16 protein-coding genes and 2 tRNA genes are annotated in these 16,445 nt (G+C 53.6%); 9 read left to right on the plus strand and 9 right to left on the minus strand.

Annotation, left to right across the window (positions count from 1 at the left end; all coding sequences use genetic code 11):
• The 3 genes from hemG to fba all read left to right on the plus strand — a co-directional run.
• On the plus strand, positions 1–952 hold a 952-nt coding region (gene hemG / locus H8Q75_RS09975), incomplete at its 5' end, for a protoporphyrinogen oxidase (RefSeq protein ID WP_297041395.1).
• 2 nt (positions 953–954) lie between these two features.
• Positions 955–1,200, plus strand: a complete 246-nt coding sequence (locus H8Q75_RS09980) for a hypothetical protein (protein WP_051372775.1) — start codon at positions 955–957, stop codon at positions 1,198–1,200.
• Between the two features lie 159 nt (positions 1,201–1,359).
• Positions 1,360–2,439: a class II fructose-bisphosphate aldolase gene (gene fba / locus H8Q75_RS09985; RefSeq protein WP_011056231.1), complete on the plus strand. Its 1,080-nt coding sequence runs from the start codon at positions 1,360–1,362 to the stop codon at positions 2,437–2,439.
• Between the two features lie 129 nt (positions 2,440–2,568).
• On the opposite strand, the gene H8Q75_RS09990 is transcribed toward fba, so the two are convergent.
• A tRNA-Arg gene (locus tag H8Q75_RS09990) sits at positions 2,569–2,642 on the minus strand.
• Between the two features lie 123 nt (positions 2,643–2,765).
• Between H8Q75_RS09990 and H8Q75_RS09995 the strand changes: the two genes are divergently transcribed.
• Together H8Q75_RS09995 and H8Q75_RS10000 are read left to right on the plus strand one after the other, a co-directional pair.
• Positions 2,766–4,433, plus strand: a complete 1,668-nt coding sequence (locus H8Q75_RS09995; RefSeq protein ID WP_297041401.1) for a hypothetical protein — start codon at positions 2,766–2,768, stop codon at positions 4,431–4,433.
• A 34-nt stretch (positions 4,434–4,467) separates the two neighbouring features.
• A tRNA-Leu gene (locus tag H8Q75_RS10000) sits at positions 4,468–4,549 on the plus strand.
• Between the two features lie 4 nt (positions 4,550–4,553).
• Here H8Q75_RS10000 and H8Q75_RS10005 read toward each other — a convergent pair.
• Positions 4,554–5,993: a TldD/PmbA family protein gene (locus tag H8Q75_RS10005; RefSeq protein WP_024124467.1), complete on the minus strand. Its 1,440-nt coding sequence runs from the start codon at positions 5,991–5,993 to the stop codon at positions 4,554–4,556.
• A 45-nt stretch (positions 5,994–6,038) separates the two neighbouring features.
• Between H8Q75_RS10005 and H8Q75_RS10010 the strand changes: the two genes are divergently transcribed.
• On the plus strand, positions 6,039–6,674 hold the full coding sequence (locus H8Q75_RS10010) for a TMEM165/GDT1 family protein (RefSeq protein ID WP_297041407.1): 636 nt from the start codon (positions 6,039–6,041) through the stop codon (positions 6,672–6,674).
• Positions 6,675–6,704: 30 nt separating this feature from the next.
• Here the strand turns inward: H8Q75_RS10010 and H8Q75_RS10015 are convergent, their stop codons facing one another.
• From H8Q75_RS10015 to H8Q75_RS10035, 5 genes are all read right to left on the minus strand, one after another.
• Entirely contained in the window at positions 6,705–8,402 is a 1,698-nt protein-coding gene (locus H8Q75_RS10015; protein ID WP_297041409.1) for a hypothetical protein, read from the minus strand.
• Positions 8,403–8,659: 257 nt separating this feature from the next.
• Complete coding sequence (locus H8Q75_RS10020; RefSeq protein WP_024124470.1) at positions 8,660–9,700, minus strand: SpoIID/LytB domain-containing protein; 1,041 nt, start codon at positions 9,698–9,700, stop codon at positions 8,660–8,662.
• A gap of 55 nt (positions 9,701–9,755) precedes the next feature.
• The gene (locus tag H8Q75_RS10025) at positions 9,756–10,763 is read right to left on the minus strand and encodes a glycosyltransferase family 4 protein (RefSeq protein ID WP_297041419.1); all 1,008 of its coding nucleotides are present in this window, start codon (positions 10,761–10,763) and stop codon (positions 9,756–9,758) included.
• A 91-nt stretch (positions 10,764–10,854) separates the two neighbouring features.
• Entirely contained in the window at positions 10,855–11,802 is a 948-nt protein-coding gene (locus H8Q75_RS10030) for a F0F1 ATP synthase subunit gamma (RefSeq protein WP_024124472.1), read from the minus strand.
• 62 nt (positions 11,803–11,864) lie between these two features.
• The gene (locus H8Q75_RS10035; RefSeq protein ID WP_024124473.1) at positions 11,865–12,884 is read right to left on the minus strand and encodes a hypothetical protein; all 1,020 of its coding nucleotides are present in this window, start codon (positions 12,882–12,884) and stop codon (positions 11,865–11,867) included.
• Positions 12,885–13,443: 559 nt separating this feature from the next.
• Here H8Q75_RS10035 and H8Q75_RS10040 point away from each other — a divergent pair.
• Positions 13,444–13,761: a hypothetical protein gene (locus tag H8Q75_RS10040; protein WP_041429044.1), complete on the plus strand. Its 318-nt coding sequence runs from the start codon at positions 13,444–13,446 to the stop codon at positions 13,759–13,761.
• On the opposite strand, the gene H8Q75_RS10045 is transcribed toward H8Q75_RS10040, so the two are convergent.
• Positions 13,731–14,315, minus strand: coding sequence for a GerMN domain-containing protein (locus tag H8Q75_RS10045; RefSeq protein ID WP_297041414.1), 585 nt, complete (start codon positions 14,313–14,315; stop codon positions 13,731–13,733). The two genes, H8Q75_RS10040 and H8Q75_RS10045, sit on opposite strands and share 31 nt — an antisense overlap.
• A gap of 163 nt (positions 14,316–14,478) precedes the next feature.
• Between H8Q75_RS10045 and H8Q75_RS10050 the strand changes: the two genes are divergently transcribed.
• The gene (locus H8Q75_RS10050; protein WP_041429045.1) at positions 14,479–14,724 is read left to right on the plus strand and encodes a DUF6439 family protein; all 246 of its coding nucleotides are present in this window, start codon (positions 14,479–14,481) and stop codon (positions 14,722–14,724) included.
• Here H8Q75_RS10050 and H8Q75_RS10055 read toward each other — a convergent pair.
• Positions 14,721–15,212: a metal-binding protein gene (locus H8Q75_RS10055; protein ID WP_024124476.1), complete on the minus strand. Its 492-nt coding sequence runs from the start codon at positions 15,210–15,212 to the stop codon at positions 14,721–14,723. The two genes, H8Q75_RS10050 and H8Q75_RS10055, sit on opposite strands and share 4 nt — an antisense overlap.
• Before the next feature lie 273 nt (positions 15,213–15,485).
• Between H8Q75_RS10055 and H8Q75_RS10060 the strand changes: the two genes are divergently transcribed.
• The coding region (locus H8Q75_RS10060; RefSeq protein ID WP_297041416.1) for an AMIN domain-containing protein at positions 15,486–16,445 on the plus strand (960 nt) is incomplete at its 3' end.

A 16,445-nucleotide genomic window follows, 5' to 3' on the forward strand; every position in this document is an offset into this window, starting at 1 on the left:
AGAGGTGGCTGAACGACTGGTGGCCCCCTTTGTCTCTGGGGTTTACGCCGGTGATCCGCAACAATTGAGTGCCGCTGCTGCTTTTCGTCGTATTGCCCAACTGGAAAAACTAGGGGGTGGGCTCATTGCCGGCGCCCTGCGCCTGCGGCGCCAACAACCTCCTAAACCAAGGCCACCTGCAGAGGTGCAAATGCGACCAGGGGAACTGGGCTCCTTTAAGGAAGGCTTGGCTGCTCTGCCGCGGGCGATCGCCCAACAATTGAAGGCACCGGTTCACCTGCAAACCCCCGTTGAAGCAATCACCCCAGAACCCAATGGTGGCTATCTGCTGCGCAGTGGTGAGCAAACGTGGCAGGCCCGCAGTGTGGTCTTGGCAACGCCTGCCTATCAAACCGCGGCGTTGGTAGCGCCCTTTCAGCCAGCGATCGCCCGTGTTTTGGCTGCCATCCCCTATCCCACCGTGGCCTGTGTGGTCTTGGCCTACCCCGCGGGACTGGGACGCAGTGTACGCCCCGGATTTGGCGTACTGATTCCTCGTGGCCAGGGCATCCGTACCCTTGGCACCATTTGGTCGTCCTGTCTTTTTCCCCAACGCACCCCCGCCGGCTGGCAAGTCTTTACAAGTTTTATTGGCGGTGCCACGGATCCTGATTTGGCTAGCCTTAGGGAAGAAGCCATTGTCCAGCAAGTGCAGCAGGATTTGACCCGCCTCCTTGATTTACCCGCCGCCAAGGCACGATTACTCGGTATGAAAGTTTGGCGACGGGCGATTCCCCAATATCTTGTGGGCTACCCTCAGCAGTGGCAGCAGGTGACCCATGCCCTCAGCCAAACCCCTGGGCTTTTCCTGTGTAGTAACTATGCGGAGGGGGTGGCCTTGGGCGATCGCGTCGAACATGGCAATCGAACCGCTGCTGCTGTTGCTGCCTACCTTTCAGGAGGTCAATCCTAGGGATGTCGCTGTCGGACTATATGAATGCGGCTCTGGAGCGGGCGGTTTATCACTTCAATGCAGAGGATGGTCTGATTTACGGTGAAATTCCTGACCTTGAGGGGGTCAAGACCAATGGCAAGACCGTACTTGAATGCCGCGGGCGTCTTGCCGAACTCTTGGAGGATTGGATCTATTTCCATGTCTCGCGGGGGATTCCGGTACCGGTAATTAACGGCATTGAAGTTCCCGTACGCGAGACTTTCTGAGCCCTAGCCTCTTTGGATACCGCTTATCTATAGAAAAAGGTTGTATTCTCAATAGGCCGGCGATCGCTGCCCTGTAACATAAACGAGCAAACATAGCATAAGATTATCGGTAAGGTTAACGAAGCGATACATCCGCTCTACTAAGGAGGACATCACCCTATGGCACTCGTACCCATGCGCTTGCTGCTAGATCACGCAGCCGAAAATGGCTACGGCATCCCCGCCTTCAACGTCAACAACATGGAGCAAATCCAAGCCATCATGCAGGCGGCCCACGAAACCGACAGTCCCGTGATTTTGCAAGCATCGCGGGGTGCCCGTAAATATGCTGGGGAAAACTTCCTGCGTCACCTGATTTTGGCTGCGGTGGAAACCTACCCCCACATTCCCATCGTGATGCACCAAGACCATGGTAACGAGCCTGCCACCTGCTACTCCGCCATTCGCAATGGGTTTACCAGTGTGATGATGGATGGCTCCCTCGAAGCCGATGCCAAAACCCCCGCCAGCTACGAGTACAATGTGGCTGTCACCAGTGAAGTGGTAAAAGTCGCGCACTCCATTGGTGTTTCTGTGGAAGGCGAGCTGGGCTGCCTTGGTTCCTTGGAAACCGGTAAAGGGGAAGCTGAAGATGGTCACGGGTTTGAAGGTGCCCTCGATCACTCGATGCTCCTCACCGACCCCGATCAGGCTGTAGACTTCGTTGAGCGCACCCAAGTGGATGCCCTTGCAGTGGCCATTGGAACCAGCCACGGTGCCTATAAATTTAGCCGCAAACCCACCGGCGAAATCCTCGCCATCAGCCGCGTGGAAGAAATCCACCGCCGCTTGCCCAACACCCACTTGGTGATGCACGGCTCTAGCTCGGTGCCCCAAGAATTGATTGACATCATCAACCAGTACGGCGGTACAATTCCCGAAACCTACGGGGTGCCCGTGGAAGAAATCCAAAAAGGCATCAAAAGCGGTGTGCGCAAAATCAACATTGACACCGACAATCGCCTAGCCATTACCGCCGCGGTGCGCGAAGCTCTGGCCTTGGCACCCAAGGAATTTGACCCTCGTCACTTCCTCAAGCCATCTATTAAATACATGCAAAAAGTGTGTGCCGATCGCTATCAGCAATTTGGTACCGCGGGTAACGCCAGTAAAATCAAGCAACTCAGCCTCGATGACTATGCCGCCAAATACGCCAAGGGTGAACTGAAGCAAGTAACTCAGAAAACCGTGGTGGTTTAGGAACTCTGCGATCGCTAAGAAACGATAAGTCATGCAACGGAGGGTGGCTACGGTCACCCTTTTTCATTTGAATATCAATAAAAAAACGATGCTTCTATAGTTATCAATGTTTAGTATAGTTTCACTCAACGGGCTTGGAGGGACTCGAACCCCCGACCTGCTGATCCGTAGTCAGCCGCTCTAATCCACTAAGCTACAAGCCCAAGTCAGGAACACTATACTAGCATGAATTTTCCAAGATCTCAAAGGGGGAACAAAAAATTTGCCCACTGGTGTGCCATAGTCGGGAGCGGAGGCCATTGACCCAAAGAGACCCAAAGAGATAAATGCTGAAGAAACTCCACCGCTGGTGCTTGACCACTCCTCATCTGCCGCGATCGCTGGTGGCCTTTGCTGTCAGTCTGGCCGCCCTTACCCTTTTAGATAGCGGTGCTCAGGTCGTCGTAGCTCACCTCAAACGCACTGCTCCAACCCTCTTTGCTTGGTCAGTTGCGGGCACCTTTGACACCAGTTTTGCCCCAGAGGTGTGGCTGTCAGTCATCGGCCTCACCCTTGGCACGTTGATTATTGTGATTTCCATTGCCGCCCAAAATATCCCCAAGATTACTGAACTGTACATGCAGGACTGGATCAGCCTGATCTATGTCTGGAGCCTAGTTTTGGGAGGTGCTCATATCTTCTACATCAAGGTTTTGCAGGACTTGGGGAGGCAGCCCGTTGGCAGCATTCTCTTGAATTTGTATGGACTGTTGCCCTTGGCCATTTTGACGGCGCTGCCCTACATTTTCTATATCCTGCAGTCGATCCAACCGGAAAGCGTGGTGCAGCAAATTTACCGCCACCAGTCTCGCTACATGAGTCAACTTGCCGTCATCTTCAGGGATAGATTCTCCTACCAACCCCAGTTTCTGCGCCGTAGTCAAGCCTACCTCATTGCCGGCCTAAACCAATTGGACGATTTGCTGGCCTATGTGGCATTTCGTGGGACGCAAGCAGAAATTATTAGCGCTGTCAGTGAACTGCTTCAGGACTATATCAGTTGCAAGCCGAACTATCCAGACTATTTCTTTCGCTTGAGTGGTGCGGTGAAGGGGGATATTGCCTTCAAGACCATGTTTGATCAATTTAGCCAGATTGAAGAGAACCACACCTTCTACGAGCAAAAGTGTTTCCGGCTCCTAGGGAATGCCTATGTGCGCTTTTTGGAGGAGGGGCAGTTTCCCCTAGCATCGTTGTGTGGCTCCCAGATGTGCGCGATCGCCCAACACATTCTCAGTAGAGGCGATGACATTTTGCTGGACTTAATCATTATTCGCTTCAATACCATGATGCGCTTTGCCATTAAACACGGTAATCGTCACAATGAGGCACGCAACCTCTATAACTTAGCCTTTCACTATCGGCGGTTTATTGAGAGTCTGGTACATTACCAGCGCCCCCACCTCACCCAAAAATGTGTGAATCATCTGCGGGCTTACGGCAATGAAGTGTATGAGTTGGCGCAAAGTAGTCCTGCCCTTTATTTCATTGTGGATGTCTTTGCCGCTGAGCTCAAAAAGGTCTTAATCCTCGTGAATGAGCAGCGGTGGGAGGAGCGACTACAACTGGAACTCCTTGAGGAAATGCTTCGTTTGGATAATCCGCCGGAACTGCGCCCACCCCAAAATGGCGATCGCCCCTATGGCAAAAGTACAGGCGTGCGCCTACTGCAAATGGGGCTCGCTCTCTTTTACTTGGCACGGCAGCAACCCCAGTTTGCCCAGCGGATTGTTGAGGACATGGTGGAGGATGCAGTGGTTTTGGGCCTGTCGGAATTCAAGCGCCTCTTTCATCAAAATTGCGATCGCCTGCGCCAAGCTGAGCCAAGGTTTTGGGAGGACACCGATCGCGGCAATGCCAACCTATACTACTCAGAGCACACTGAGCAACTCGGCGCCCTACAGACCCTTGTGGATCGCGCTTGTCACACTCTGGAGCTGGCTGAGTCGTCCTAAAGCATGGTAAAGCATGGTATAGTAATAAGTCTGAGGGCGAGTGGCGAAATGGTAGACGCACTACACTCAAAATGTAGCGGGGTTTCCCCATGTCAGTTCGAGTCTGACCTCGCCCATTCCCTAGCCACCACCAAAGACTTGGATATTGGCAAAGGCACATACCGGTGAAGCATGGCCGACACGAATGGCTTGATTGGGTTCGCCCTTGCCACAAAACGGTGTGCCAAAGAGGCCCAAGGTGGAGACATCTCCCACAGCAATCAAACTCTGCCAAAATTCTGGGGTCGTGCCGCGATAGTTGGGATTGCGCAGTGTGCGGGTCAGGCGGCCATTTTCAATCAGCTTGGCATATTCACAGCCAAACTGAAATTTGAGGCGATAATCGTCAATTGACCAAGAGCGATTGGATGCCATGTATACCCCTGACTCGATGTTGCTGATCATCTCATCAAAGGATTGTGTCCCCGGCTCGATGTTCAAGTTGGCCATACGATCAATGGGGGGACGATTCCAAGAACAGGCACGGGCATTGGCCACACCATCAACCCCTGCGCGCTGCTGGCTTTCAAGGCTCCCTAGACCCCGCAGCAGGCGTCCTTCCTTGATCAGATAGAGGCGTTTCGCCGGCACCCCCAAGTCATCAAAGGCATAGCTGGCCAGTTCACCGCTAACGGTGGGATCAAACGTCACATTCAAGAGGGGGGAACCATACTGCCGCTGCCCAAAGTCCTCAAGGCGAATAAAGCTGCCGCCGGCGTAGTTGCGCTCATCCCCCAAGATGCGGTCCAGTTCTAGGGGATGGCCAATGCTCTCATGGATTTGCAGCATCATTTGGTCGGGGGCAAGGACCAGCGTTGTGGTTGTTTCTGGGCACTCTTGGGCCCTGAGGAGTTCAACGGCCTGCTCGCCAATGTGACGGGCGCGATCCCTCAACTGATCAGCACTCAGCCACTCTAGCCCTCCTTGATAGCAGCGGGCTAACCAACCGTGATCTGTCCGTTGCTGCACGACCCCTGGCCCCTGAGCCGTAGCACTCATGTCCGTGAGCACTTGATAAAACTGCTGTTCAATTTGACCGCCATCACTGCTGAACCACTGGCTAGTGGTCTCTACGGTTTGGACAAAGGCGCGGGTTTGTATAATCTCGTCACTCACCTTCAGGCTATGGCAAATATCCTGAAGTAGGTAATTCAACTCCGCCGCTGAAAGGTTATCAAAGGGTTGCTGTTGGGGCGATCGGTAGTGCCCCTTGCCCTTGCCCCGCGCGGCTGGTGTAAAGTTAAAGACCCGCCAATGGGCGGCCGTTTTCGCCTGTTGATAGGCCCGCCGAATCGCCCCATGGATGGCGCTGGGGCGCAAATCTGGGGTTGCTGTATAGGCAAATTGACCATCCACAAGGACCTCTACCATGACACCCCGTTGGCGCGATCGCTGGTTCATTTCAGGATGTCCATCCCGAGCACTGCGAGTCGTGACAATTTCCTCAACGTAACGTAGGCCTAGCCAATCGAGGGGTAAATCAACCTGATTCAAAATAGCAGTCAAGTTCGGTGCAGTCATGCCAGCGTGGTACTGTAGGGGATGGTAAAGTTTGAATCTTTTCCTATGCTAACGGCTTTTACTGCGGGGCTAACCCTAATCACAATTTCTGAGCTAGGAGACAAGACCTTTTTTATTGCCATGATTTTGGCAACTCGTCATAGCAAGCGGTGGGTCTTCCTAGGATCATGGGCAGCTCTAATGGTGATGACAGTGCTTTCAGTGGCCGTGGGCAAGGTCTTTCAACTTTTACCCCGAGAGTTCACCGTTTCCGCCGCGATTTTGCTCTTCACCTTTTTTGGTCTCAAGATGCTGATTCAAGGCTGGCGGATGGGGAATAGTCCCTGTGAGGACGAGTGTGAAGCGGCAGTGGAAACAGTGGAAAAAGCGGAAGCCAATCTCAGCCGTTGGGGCAGTAACCCTGCTTGGGCAGCATTTGTGGAAGCCTTTAGTTTAACCCTTATGGCCGAATGGGGCGATCGCACCCAAATTGCCACAATTACCCTTGCTGCCGCTAGCCAGGCCTTCGGTGTTGCCCTCGGTGCCATTGCTGGCCACGGGATTTGTACCGCGATCGCTGTCTTGGGTGGCGGCTTGCTAGCTGGGCGCATTTCAGAACGGACACTGACCTTGGGCGGTGGTGCTTTATTTTTAATCTTCGCGATTGTCACCGCCTTACAAGGGACGCCCAAGCTGTCTTAGGTTGATTATCTTGCTCTCAATCGGAAGCACCTATAGGAGGCGGCCAGAGGTGGAAAACGCCTGCACCGCAGCACAAATAAACTCCTCAAGGGAGCGCACTCCCGCCTGATCCTCAAACACGTTTGGGAGATTGTTTTGGATTTTGGCGCGAATCCACTGGCGATAGTCAGCATTTTGACCCAGTTCGATCGCTTTTTGAACATAAGCAGACGCATCTGGGGCAATTAACTCGGGTATCCCCAACAGCGTCAGAATAGCAGCTGTATGCCGCCCCCGCATAAAGCGCCCCGGTGTGGTTACCATCGGTACTTGGGCATAGTACAGCGCTTCTAGGGTTGAATTGCCCCCTGACCATTCTAAACTGTCTAAGAAAATATCCAGACAGTGCAACACTGAGGTGAAGCCATAGAGGTTTAAGGGGCGAGAGAAAAAGCAGTACTCCCTATAGTCAAGATTTTTGGCAGCAAAGGCCCGTTCTAGGCGCTGTTCAAACCGTTGGCGGCTCTTTTTAGTCATAAAGTGGGTAATAAAGACAAATTGGCAATTTTCCACAGCTGCGGCAATTTCTGGATAGACATAGTCAAACTGTGGCAGATACTTGAAGACACTCTGGAGGCAGCCGTAGATAACCGCATCACTTTTGAGGCCAAATTCCTCGCGGGTAATGGGCGATCGCGAGTCTGGCGGCATAGGACTAAAGGCAATCCCCAAGTTTTTTAGCCTGATGAGTTTTTCAGCGTAATACTTTTCGCCATCGGCTGGTTCCATCAGCTCACTACTGAGGAAATAATCAATTGTGGGCAGGCCAGAGGTGTCGGGATGCCCCCAAGACATACATTGAATAGGGGCCAATCTTAAAGCGGCAATCTGAATCACTTCTAAATCCATCCCCAGTTCGGGAAAAATCACTAAATGCAATTGATCAGCGCGGATCTCCTCAAACCATTCTTGAGGGGATTTGCTGCCCATGACAAAACGATGACAGTAGGTTTTTGCTTGCTCCGTGCAGCGATCGCTAAAATCCCTCACATAGTAACCGTACATCTGAAACTTTTCTCGATCGAGATGTTTGAGCCAGCCATGGAGCATCAGTTTCCAAACCGTATGCTCAAAAAAGTGACCGGAGACGAACCCAATCCGCAGTGGCTCATTGGCCTTAAGGGCTGGCATCTGTGGCCGTTCCTGGGCAGATGGAATAACACTCATCATGACTTCATGGACCATCCGGCCGTATTTTCGTTGCAGATCGCGGGTTTCATCCCCCTGATAGGGCAGTAAAAATGTCCCCAGCATCCCCAACCACTGATACAGATATTTCTTCTGATCCAAAGGGAAGCTTTGAAACCGTTGATAGAAATCGGATATCGATTCCCTAATTTTTTGGCGACATTCATTTAGCTCTTCTACATCTTTGTAAACGTAGAGGAGATAACTTAGAGATTTGAGAAAATCAATGCCAATTTGCCAGTCGGGTCTGAGTTCAATGGCTCTTTCGTAGGCCCTAAGGCACTGTTGCAAATCGCTATCAGCACCACTGAGCAGTGCCAAACGATACCAAGCTTCTGCTAGGTTAGGATCTATTGCTAGGGCATGATTGAGAGCGGAGATGGCTGCTTGATGGTTTTTGTACTTCCATTGATTCAGCGCCAGTTTTTGCCATCCCTGGACAAAGGCAGGATGGGTTTTTTGCGCAGCAGTTTGTTGAATAAATTCCTCGATACACCCCATAATTGAGAGCCTAGCAATGACGACGGTATTGGTCCAAATTTAGGAATGCTCTTCCTTGCTTTGGGACACAATCTCACTATGGTTGTAGATTTTTGCCTATCCGTTTTACAGCTTGCCACACTGCGCACCCACTCCGAGCACTATTCTATTTGTGTTTTCTTGTGCTGCCACAGGAGCGGGCACCCTGGCGATCGCCCGACTTGGCACGTTCCTGAGTGACATTCAAAATAGGCACCCTCTACTGCGGTGAAAAATCGTTATTGGGTTCGAATTTGGGACAAACCTGCCCCTGGGTAGTAGGCGCCTAAGATTTGCAGATAGTTGTAACCGCGCTTGCCCAACTCATAGGCGCCTGTCTGACTCATGCCACGCCCGCCAAAGACCTCCCGCACAATATCGTCGGTAGCGGCATACATCGAAATCATGATGCGGCCGCTTTTGGTGAGAACAATACCCCGCGTCGCTTGCACTGCCGCTTGAGTGGTGTTCCACTCCGTCTCAATGCCGCGATACACTTGCCAGCGTTCGTCGTTCCCCAGATCAAAAAAGCGGCTAGCGGGCTGGAACATGTGGGCAAGGGCATAGGAACGGGCGGCGATCGCCTGGGCCTTTAGGGTCTCCATTGGCCAGTCGGGATAGACCTCTGAACCGACCACACTCACTAAGTACTCTTCTAAGTCCACTTGATTGACAGCCGTGATGGCATTGCCCTGGGCAATGAGGCGGACAATACCGCGATACCATTTATCGCCAACAAAGGTGAGTTGATTGCTGGGGCGAAGCCACAGGGAGGGGGCAAGGGGTTGACCATTCCAGAGCAACATACCCTCGCGGGCCGTTACCACAACTCCCTGGGAAGGAGCAAGGTGCGTTATCACCTGCTGTTGATCATTGGTGACGGTAGTGGCGACTGCGGTGCCAACAATGAGTTGACTTTGATCGCGGGCGATCGCCACCCGTACTTGAGGGGCAGGGCCTTGGCTCGGAGGCACGGGTTGCAAAGCCACTGGGGGCAACATTGCCTTGGCATGGGTAGAGGCAGCCATCGGTGGCTGAGGGGCTGTCTTCGGGACAGTTGCCAGTAGGGGATCGCGGCCATCCAAAATCCGCCGGGGTAGCGGTCGTTCGAGCTGAACGGCATTCGGTAAAGGCATTGGTTCTGACAGCGCAATAGGTGTCGGTGATAAACTCCGCAAAAACCAGACTCCCAGACCCCCACTGGCGATCGTGGCCATCGTAAAGGAAATGAGCAAGGGTGAGCGTCCCCGTTTTGTCCCTTGGAACAGAACCCAGCTCATTCAGGTGTCATCTCCGCTAGCACCTTGCCTATTGTATAGGGGAGCACGGAATTTGCTATGCAACATTTGTTGATTTAGGACGGAAGGAAGCTGCGATCCGCTGGAGCCATTGCTCCACCGTATCCCCATAAACAGCTAAGCTATACTCCTGTTCTGCCTGCTGCCGACAGGCGGCCCGCTCAATTTGATCAATCTTGCCAATGGCGGCAATTAAAGCCTCAACAGAATCTGGGGTAATGAGAAACCCCGTTTGGCCATCGCGGATAATTTCCCTCGGCCCACCACGATTGTAGGCAATGACGGGAACGCCACAGGCAAGGCTCTCAATGACCACGTTGCCAAAGGCCTCAACCCAACGGGAGGTGAGCAACAGGGCGCGACACCGCCGCAGATGGGCTTGCATTTCTCGAGTGGGGAAAAATCCCAGATATTCAATCGGGGCATTGGGGTAGTCAGCTTGGATGCGCTGCCAATAATCTATATCCTGCAACTGTCCCATAATTTTTAAGGGGGTGCGAGTGACATTGACAGCGGCAACCGCATCTTCGAGTCCCTTTTCGGGAGCAATCCGCCCCAGCCAGCAAAGGGCATCCTCTGGTTCTGTACAAAAGTCATAAAGCGAAAGATCAAGGCCACTGCCTAAACACACACAGCGATCGCCAAAGGGGAAGGTGGCCGCTTGGGTACGGGTATAGACACCAATGGTTCCCGGATACTTGTCAATGACACTGGCGATCGCCTGATCCATGACCTCGGAGACTGAGGCCATACTTACCAGATGCCCCACAGGACGGCTTAAAAACGGTGTCAGGTAAAAGGGCAGCCAATCGTAGGCAAAGTTGACAATGACATCAAAGTCCTGTTGAAGCTGCCGCACCCGTGCCCACATATTGGCTAAGACACTATTGGGGGGCAGGAGAATCGGTTGATCGCGGGTTTGATGCTGCGCTGGCACTTGCAGGTTTCCCGCTACTTCTTCAATGGTTGCCGCTACTGGCAAGTGAGAACCCTTGGGGGCAAGGATGTGTAGGGTGTGCTGGCGATCGCCCAAGGCCTGAGCCATATTGAGGATCGTCAATTCAACACCGCCCCCCTTTCCTGTGCCTAGGGGGCCAACCGAAGTGGAAACAAAAAGGAGCTTCAAAAGTCAACTCCTAGCGCAGAGCCTCAGCACCGGCCACCACTTCGAGAATTTCTTGGGTAATGGCGGCTTGACGCGCTTTGTTGTAGGAGAGGGTCAGGGTACCAATCAGGGCTTGAGCATTATCGCTGGCGTTGTTCATTGCCGTCATCCGTGCTGCTAATTCTGAGGCGGCGGCCTCTTGCAGTGCCCGTAGCAACTGGTTATTCAAGTACAAGGGCAGTAGGGCATCGAGAATTTGCACCGGATCCTGCTCAAAAATCATATCGGGGGGTAGAGCAGGCAGGGTCGAGGTCACTTTCTCGCGGTTGACTTCCAAATGGGAGGCCCGGGTTGTCAGGCGGAAAATTTCATCATCGGCGGTTTCCAGCCCTTGAGGATCTAAGGGGAGCAGGGTTTGGACAACCGGCTTTGAGCTAATGAGGGAGACAAACTTGGTGTAGATGAGCTCCACCCGATCTACCGTTTCCGAAAGGAAGAGGGAGAGCAGTTCACTGGCAATTTGACCCGCTTCACTGGCGGAGGGGATCTGCTCTAGGCCAGAATAGACTGCATCAATGGGATAGTCGCGGCGCTGGAAATATTGAGCTGCCTTGCGACCAACAATCACTAAGGTGTATTTGAGGCCCTCAGCTTCGAGTTCTTGGATACGTTCCTTGGCTCGGCGAATGACGTTGGTATTGTAACCACCGCATAGCCCGCGATCGCCCGTCACCACCAGCAACGCCACCGTCTTCACAGGGCGCTTTGCCAACAGCGGTAAGTCCACGTCCTCAAAACGCAGTCGAGTCTGCAAGCTGTAGAGCACCTGGGCCAAGCGATCGGCAAAGGGACGGCTCGCCATTACTTGCTCTTGGGCACGGCGAACTTTTGCTGCCGCCACAAGGCGCATAGCTTCAGTGATCTTGCGGGTATCTTTAATTGTTTTGATGCGATCGCGAATAGCTTTGAGATTGGCCACGGTAATCTAAACTCCTAAGCAAAGCGTCCCTGCCCTAAAATTTTAGCCCAGAGGGGGATCGCCTAAGCAGTCTTTTCCCTAGGGGTTGACCCACCGGCCAGCATTGTGATCACAGGAACCGCTAAGGCAGCAACAGGGGGAAGAATGCGGCCAAGGGGTTGAGGGAGATTTAAGCTGACGCTCAAGGCAGAAACCACAGTTGCTGCAATGCCACTGATCCAAAGCACTGTGTCGCGTCGCCGTTGTTGTCGCTTCAGGCGGTGATTTTCCTGGGCAGCAAGGGTGAGGTCGGTGGGCACAACGGTTGAGGATTGATTGCGCAATCCTTCTAAATCCTGCTGCAGGCTCTGCAGTTCGTTTTGGACTTGAGAAAGTTCCTCGTGCAGGCGATCGCGCTCTTCTTCCACTTGGGTGAGTTGCCGTGTCACCTCCACCAAGCGTTGAGCAAGGTCTGCATTGGGAGACTTCCCTAAGAGTGCCGTATCCTCCAAAGGCGCCGCTGGGGCAGCAGCTAGGAGAGTTTGCACTTGCTGTTCCAGAGCCGCCTTTTCGGTTTGCAGGGCAGTTAGCTGAGCTTGCAGTTCCTGTACTTGGGAGGCTTGAAGTTGCAACGTCGCGAGTTGCTGCTGCAGTTCGTCCTGCTGAATGAGAGCCTGTGCCAGTTCCTGTTCAAGATTTTGCCGCAGGCCGCTCAAGGTGTCATTTTCTTCGCGAAGACGGGCAATTTCCGCCTCTAGAGGGGCTGTTTCTATCGCTGGGGTTGCTACCTGTGCCCCTAGTTCGTTCATCTTAGCCAAGAGGGCTTCATGCGCCTGCTGAAGGCGCTCCAGGTCTTGGCTCAGTTGATCTCGTTGCTGTTGAACATTGTTGAGTTCTGCAGTGAGCTCGCTAATTTGCGCCTGTAGGGATTGGTTGTGGGCGATCGCCCGCTGTTGTGCAGTAAGGGTGAGGGACTCCAATTCAGCCGTCAGGGAGTTGAGATCAATACCCTGTGCAGGGGGGCCGTCCACCTCACCCAAATCACTGATGATGCTCTCTAATAGGTCGTCGGGTTGGTTGCTAGGGGATTCTGGACTGGCCATGATCCGGATACCTGTGGGAGTGCTAAGAATTGCTCCAATTATAGCGATCGCCGTCCCTATCCTCTAGGCTAGAAGGCGTTCGTTAGTTCTCAAGCTACCTCCATCCTCAAACGCGAACTGGGACTTTGGGGCGCAATTTTAACGGTCCAGGCTCAATGATTGGTACGGGCCTGTTTGTCAGTTTAGGCATCGCCACCGACCTCAGTGGCTCTTGGGTGTTGATAGCCCTCATCCTAGCAGCAGCGATTGTGTAACGGCCTCAGGAGTGCCCAATTGGCTGTCTCCCATCCTGTGAGTGGGGGGCACTGACGACTATGGGTACCACTCCCCTTTTCGGCTCTACAGCAGGGTGGATGTTTTTAGTGGCCAAATCGGTTCCCTCGGCACTGCCGCCCTTGGGTCTGTGGCTTATCTCCTCCAAGGTTGGGCCTAAAAGACAGCAGCAGGCGCTGGCAAGTGATGGCTGCTCTGGGGCTACTGGCGGTCTTGACCGGCGTGGTGGTTTTGGGGCTCCGCCGATCGGCTCAAGTGAATCTGGGGATTCTCCTTTTGAGCTCAGATGCCACCCCAAGGCAAACAACCTGTCGCTGCCATTCTCACTGGGAGTGGGGGGATTGGCTTATTGATCCCCATTGGCAATGTGAAAACTACATGGTCCTTTAGTCCCTTTAGCATGCTGATTGACTACGCCCTTACCAACCTTGCCGCACTGCAACTGAAGGAGCGACAATTCCCCCGCTGGCTTGCGGTTGTGGGTTTACTTGGCTGTCTCGGGCTGGTCTTTTGGGTCGAAGTGCAAGTGGGGGTAGCGGGGTGTGATCTCATGCTTCTTGGACTTGCTTGGCACTACTGGATGCGGAGGGCAAAGGCCGTTTGAAAGTCTTGACGGGTCATCGGTTGCGTCACCTCTAGCCCCTCACCCCCTAGGACACGGAGCGGTTCACCACCAATGGAAATCCAAACCGGTGCCTTGGGATCACTTGCCGTTGCTGTGTACAAGACCTGCCCTAAGCGCGCTTGCATCGAAGCACTCCCCCCGCCCTTGGTAAACTCTGGGGAGAGATCGATATGGATGCCATCGGCTTTGACTTCTACCCAATTGACACGGGTATTTTCCGGAATGCCGGTGGTGACATCTTGATTGGCAGGCCCCGCCAAAAGCCGCTCCAGACGCGATCGGATAGAGAGTTCTGGCCGTGTTGCCGAGGTATTAATCCGTACTGTTGTAGGCACTAACATGAAGGTGTCCCCTTCATTTTTAACCCAAAAGATTTGAGTTTCCTGCTGCTGGGCAACTTCCGCCGAATTGAGAACTGGATCTCCCTGCCGAGGAGGATTCAAGGTTAGCCATGCCGCTGTACTAGCCGAGGCAAGGCCAATAACAGCCAGCACAATCAATGCGGGGCGGGAGCGGGTGACTTTTGCTACCATCACGATCTCTCCTTGGCGGGATGCACCTGCCTTTATTTTAGACGTGACCATTCAAGGGTAAGGTTCCATTTCCAGGGGCGTTAGGGGCAGGGGACAACTCCTTAAACTAGTTAAACTTAAACTAGTTAAACTAATAGTTGTCTCTTTGGATATCGTTTAAGTCATCGTGCAAACCACTCTCAGTACAAAAGAACTGGCTACTGCTCTTTTTGACGCGGTTAGGATTGCTCCCGAAGATTGGCATCGCCTCAAAGGCAATCGCCGTGCCCGTGCCCTCGAACAAGCGGCTGCCGCTCTGGTCTATCTTCTCAAGGAAAATGATGCTGAGGCACTGGCGCATCTCCAACAGGCAGTGGGTTGGCTCGATCGCTCGATTAGTCCACCTCCCTGCCGTACACACCACCACTAGCGGTGCCAGCGTCGCCACTGGGAAACCACCAAATCGCTTGTGACATGGAGTAGTGCCGATAGCTCTAGGCCAAGGGCGATCGCGACTCCGCAGCGCCAATCCACTCGCCACCAGTGATGCAGCCATTCCTGTAGTCCCGTGAGATGACCCGTACAGGCGGCTACGCCAGCAATCAGTCCCAGCCCTAACCCCAGCCAAAAACTGAGATACAGCAAACGAATAAGGGTTCCCACTACTGGGCCATGGGTCCAAAGGGAGCGGTGGCAAAACATCTTTTGATAGGGCAGCCAAATTATCCGTAGCCAGCCCCAACGGTAGTAGGGTAATGAGACTGTATCTAGATCAGGGCTGAGGAGAAAGCCGCCAATGCCAAAGCTGCTACTGGCAATTGCCCCCCAAACCCAATCGCGGGTCAGGGCACTGACTGTAAAGCCAACCATTGGCATAACGATCCATGTCAGGCGATCGTGGGTGCGACCACTGGGCATCCACTCCTCCGAACACACTTTCCCTGAGAAACTACGGACAGGTACGCTGGATCATGCAATAGCAGAACTTATTGAGGACGGTGTGCGTCTAAGTGAGCTTGAAGCAACTAGGCTGAAATTTGAATTTGATGCAGGGCGATCGCGCAAAACTAAATCGCAGGGTATGCCAGTTCACACACCTATCCCCGATCAGGTATGCTGAGCACGTTTGAGGGCATGGGTTGGCGAGCCAACTGAACCGTGGGATTGCGCATCGCTGGTGGAGGAAAGGGAATGGAGCAACCGTGGCATTCTTGGCAATTTCGAGCTGTGGTGAGTTGTCTATGGGCACCCACCGCCGCATGGGTTATGGCTCAGCCAGCTACAGCCAGGGATCTGCAATTGTGGCGCCTCAACCCTGCCACTAATCAACTGGAAATTCGCACCGAACGCGCTGTTCAGCCCCGTGCTGAGTTGGTCTATAACCCAACCCGCCTTGTCATTGACTTGCCTGGTGTCGTTCTCGGTAGCCCCCCAATCAGTCAAAACTACGGTGGTGCCATTCGCCAAGTGCGGGTTGCCCAGTTTGACCCCCAAACCACGCGGATTGTGGTTGAATATGCGGCGGGTTTTACAATTGACCCACAGCAGGTGCGCTTTCGGGGAGTCACAGCCAATAACTGGTTGGTGCAACTGCCCACACCCCAGCAACAACCCGTTTCGCTACCGACGCCGCCCCCACCGTCTTCCCCTTCCACCCCTTCGGTACCGCCCACAGAGCCCCTGCAAATTCGGAGTTGGCGTGCCGATGGAATAGGTTTTCTAGTGTTTGCCGATCGCCCCTTGGCGGAAGGAAGTTACACCATTCGCCGGCCGTGGCGCGATCGCATGGAAATCCTCCTTAGCAATAGTGAACTCATTCGCAACTTTAGTCCTCGGCGCTTGGAACTGCGCCGCTTTGGTGGGGATCGCATCCGCGCCGAAATCCGTGCCCAGAGCAATCGCCAAGTCCAAATCACCCTCGATATTGACGCCCAAGATGCCGATTGGCAAGTGACTCCCCGTCATGATGGCTTCGTGATTGTGCCCTCAAGCACGGCAATTACCCCGCCGACGGCTCCGCCACGCCCCCAACGACCTAGTGTGATTCCGGCGGCCAGTGCGCAAACCCCGGTCACAACCATCCAGCGCGTTGACTTGGGAGGACGAGAGTTGCTGATTCAGGGCGATCGCACCGTTTTCTATAGCGTGGGC

Source organism: Thermosynechococcus sp. OHK43 (genome assembly GCF_014466085.1).
In the GTDB taxonomy this organism is placed as follows: Bacteria; Cyanobacteriota; Cyanobacteriia; order Thermosynechococcales; family Thermosynechococcaceae; genus Thermosynechococcus.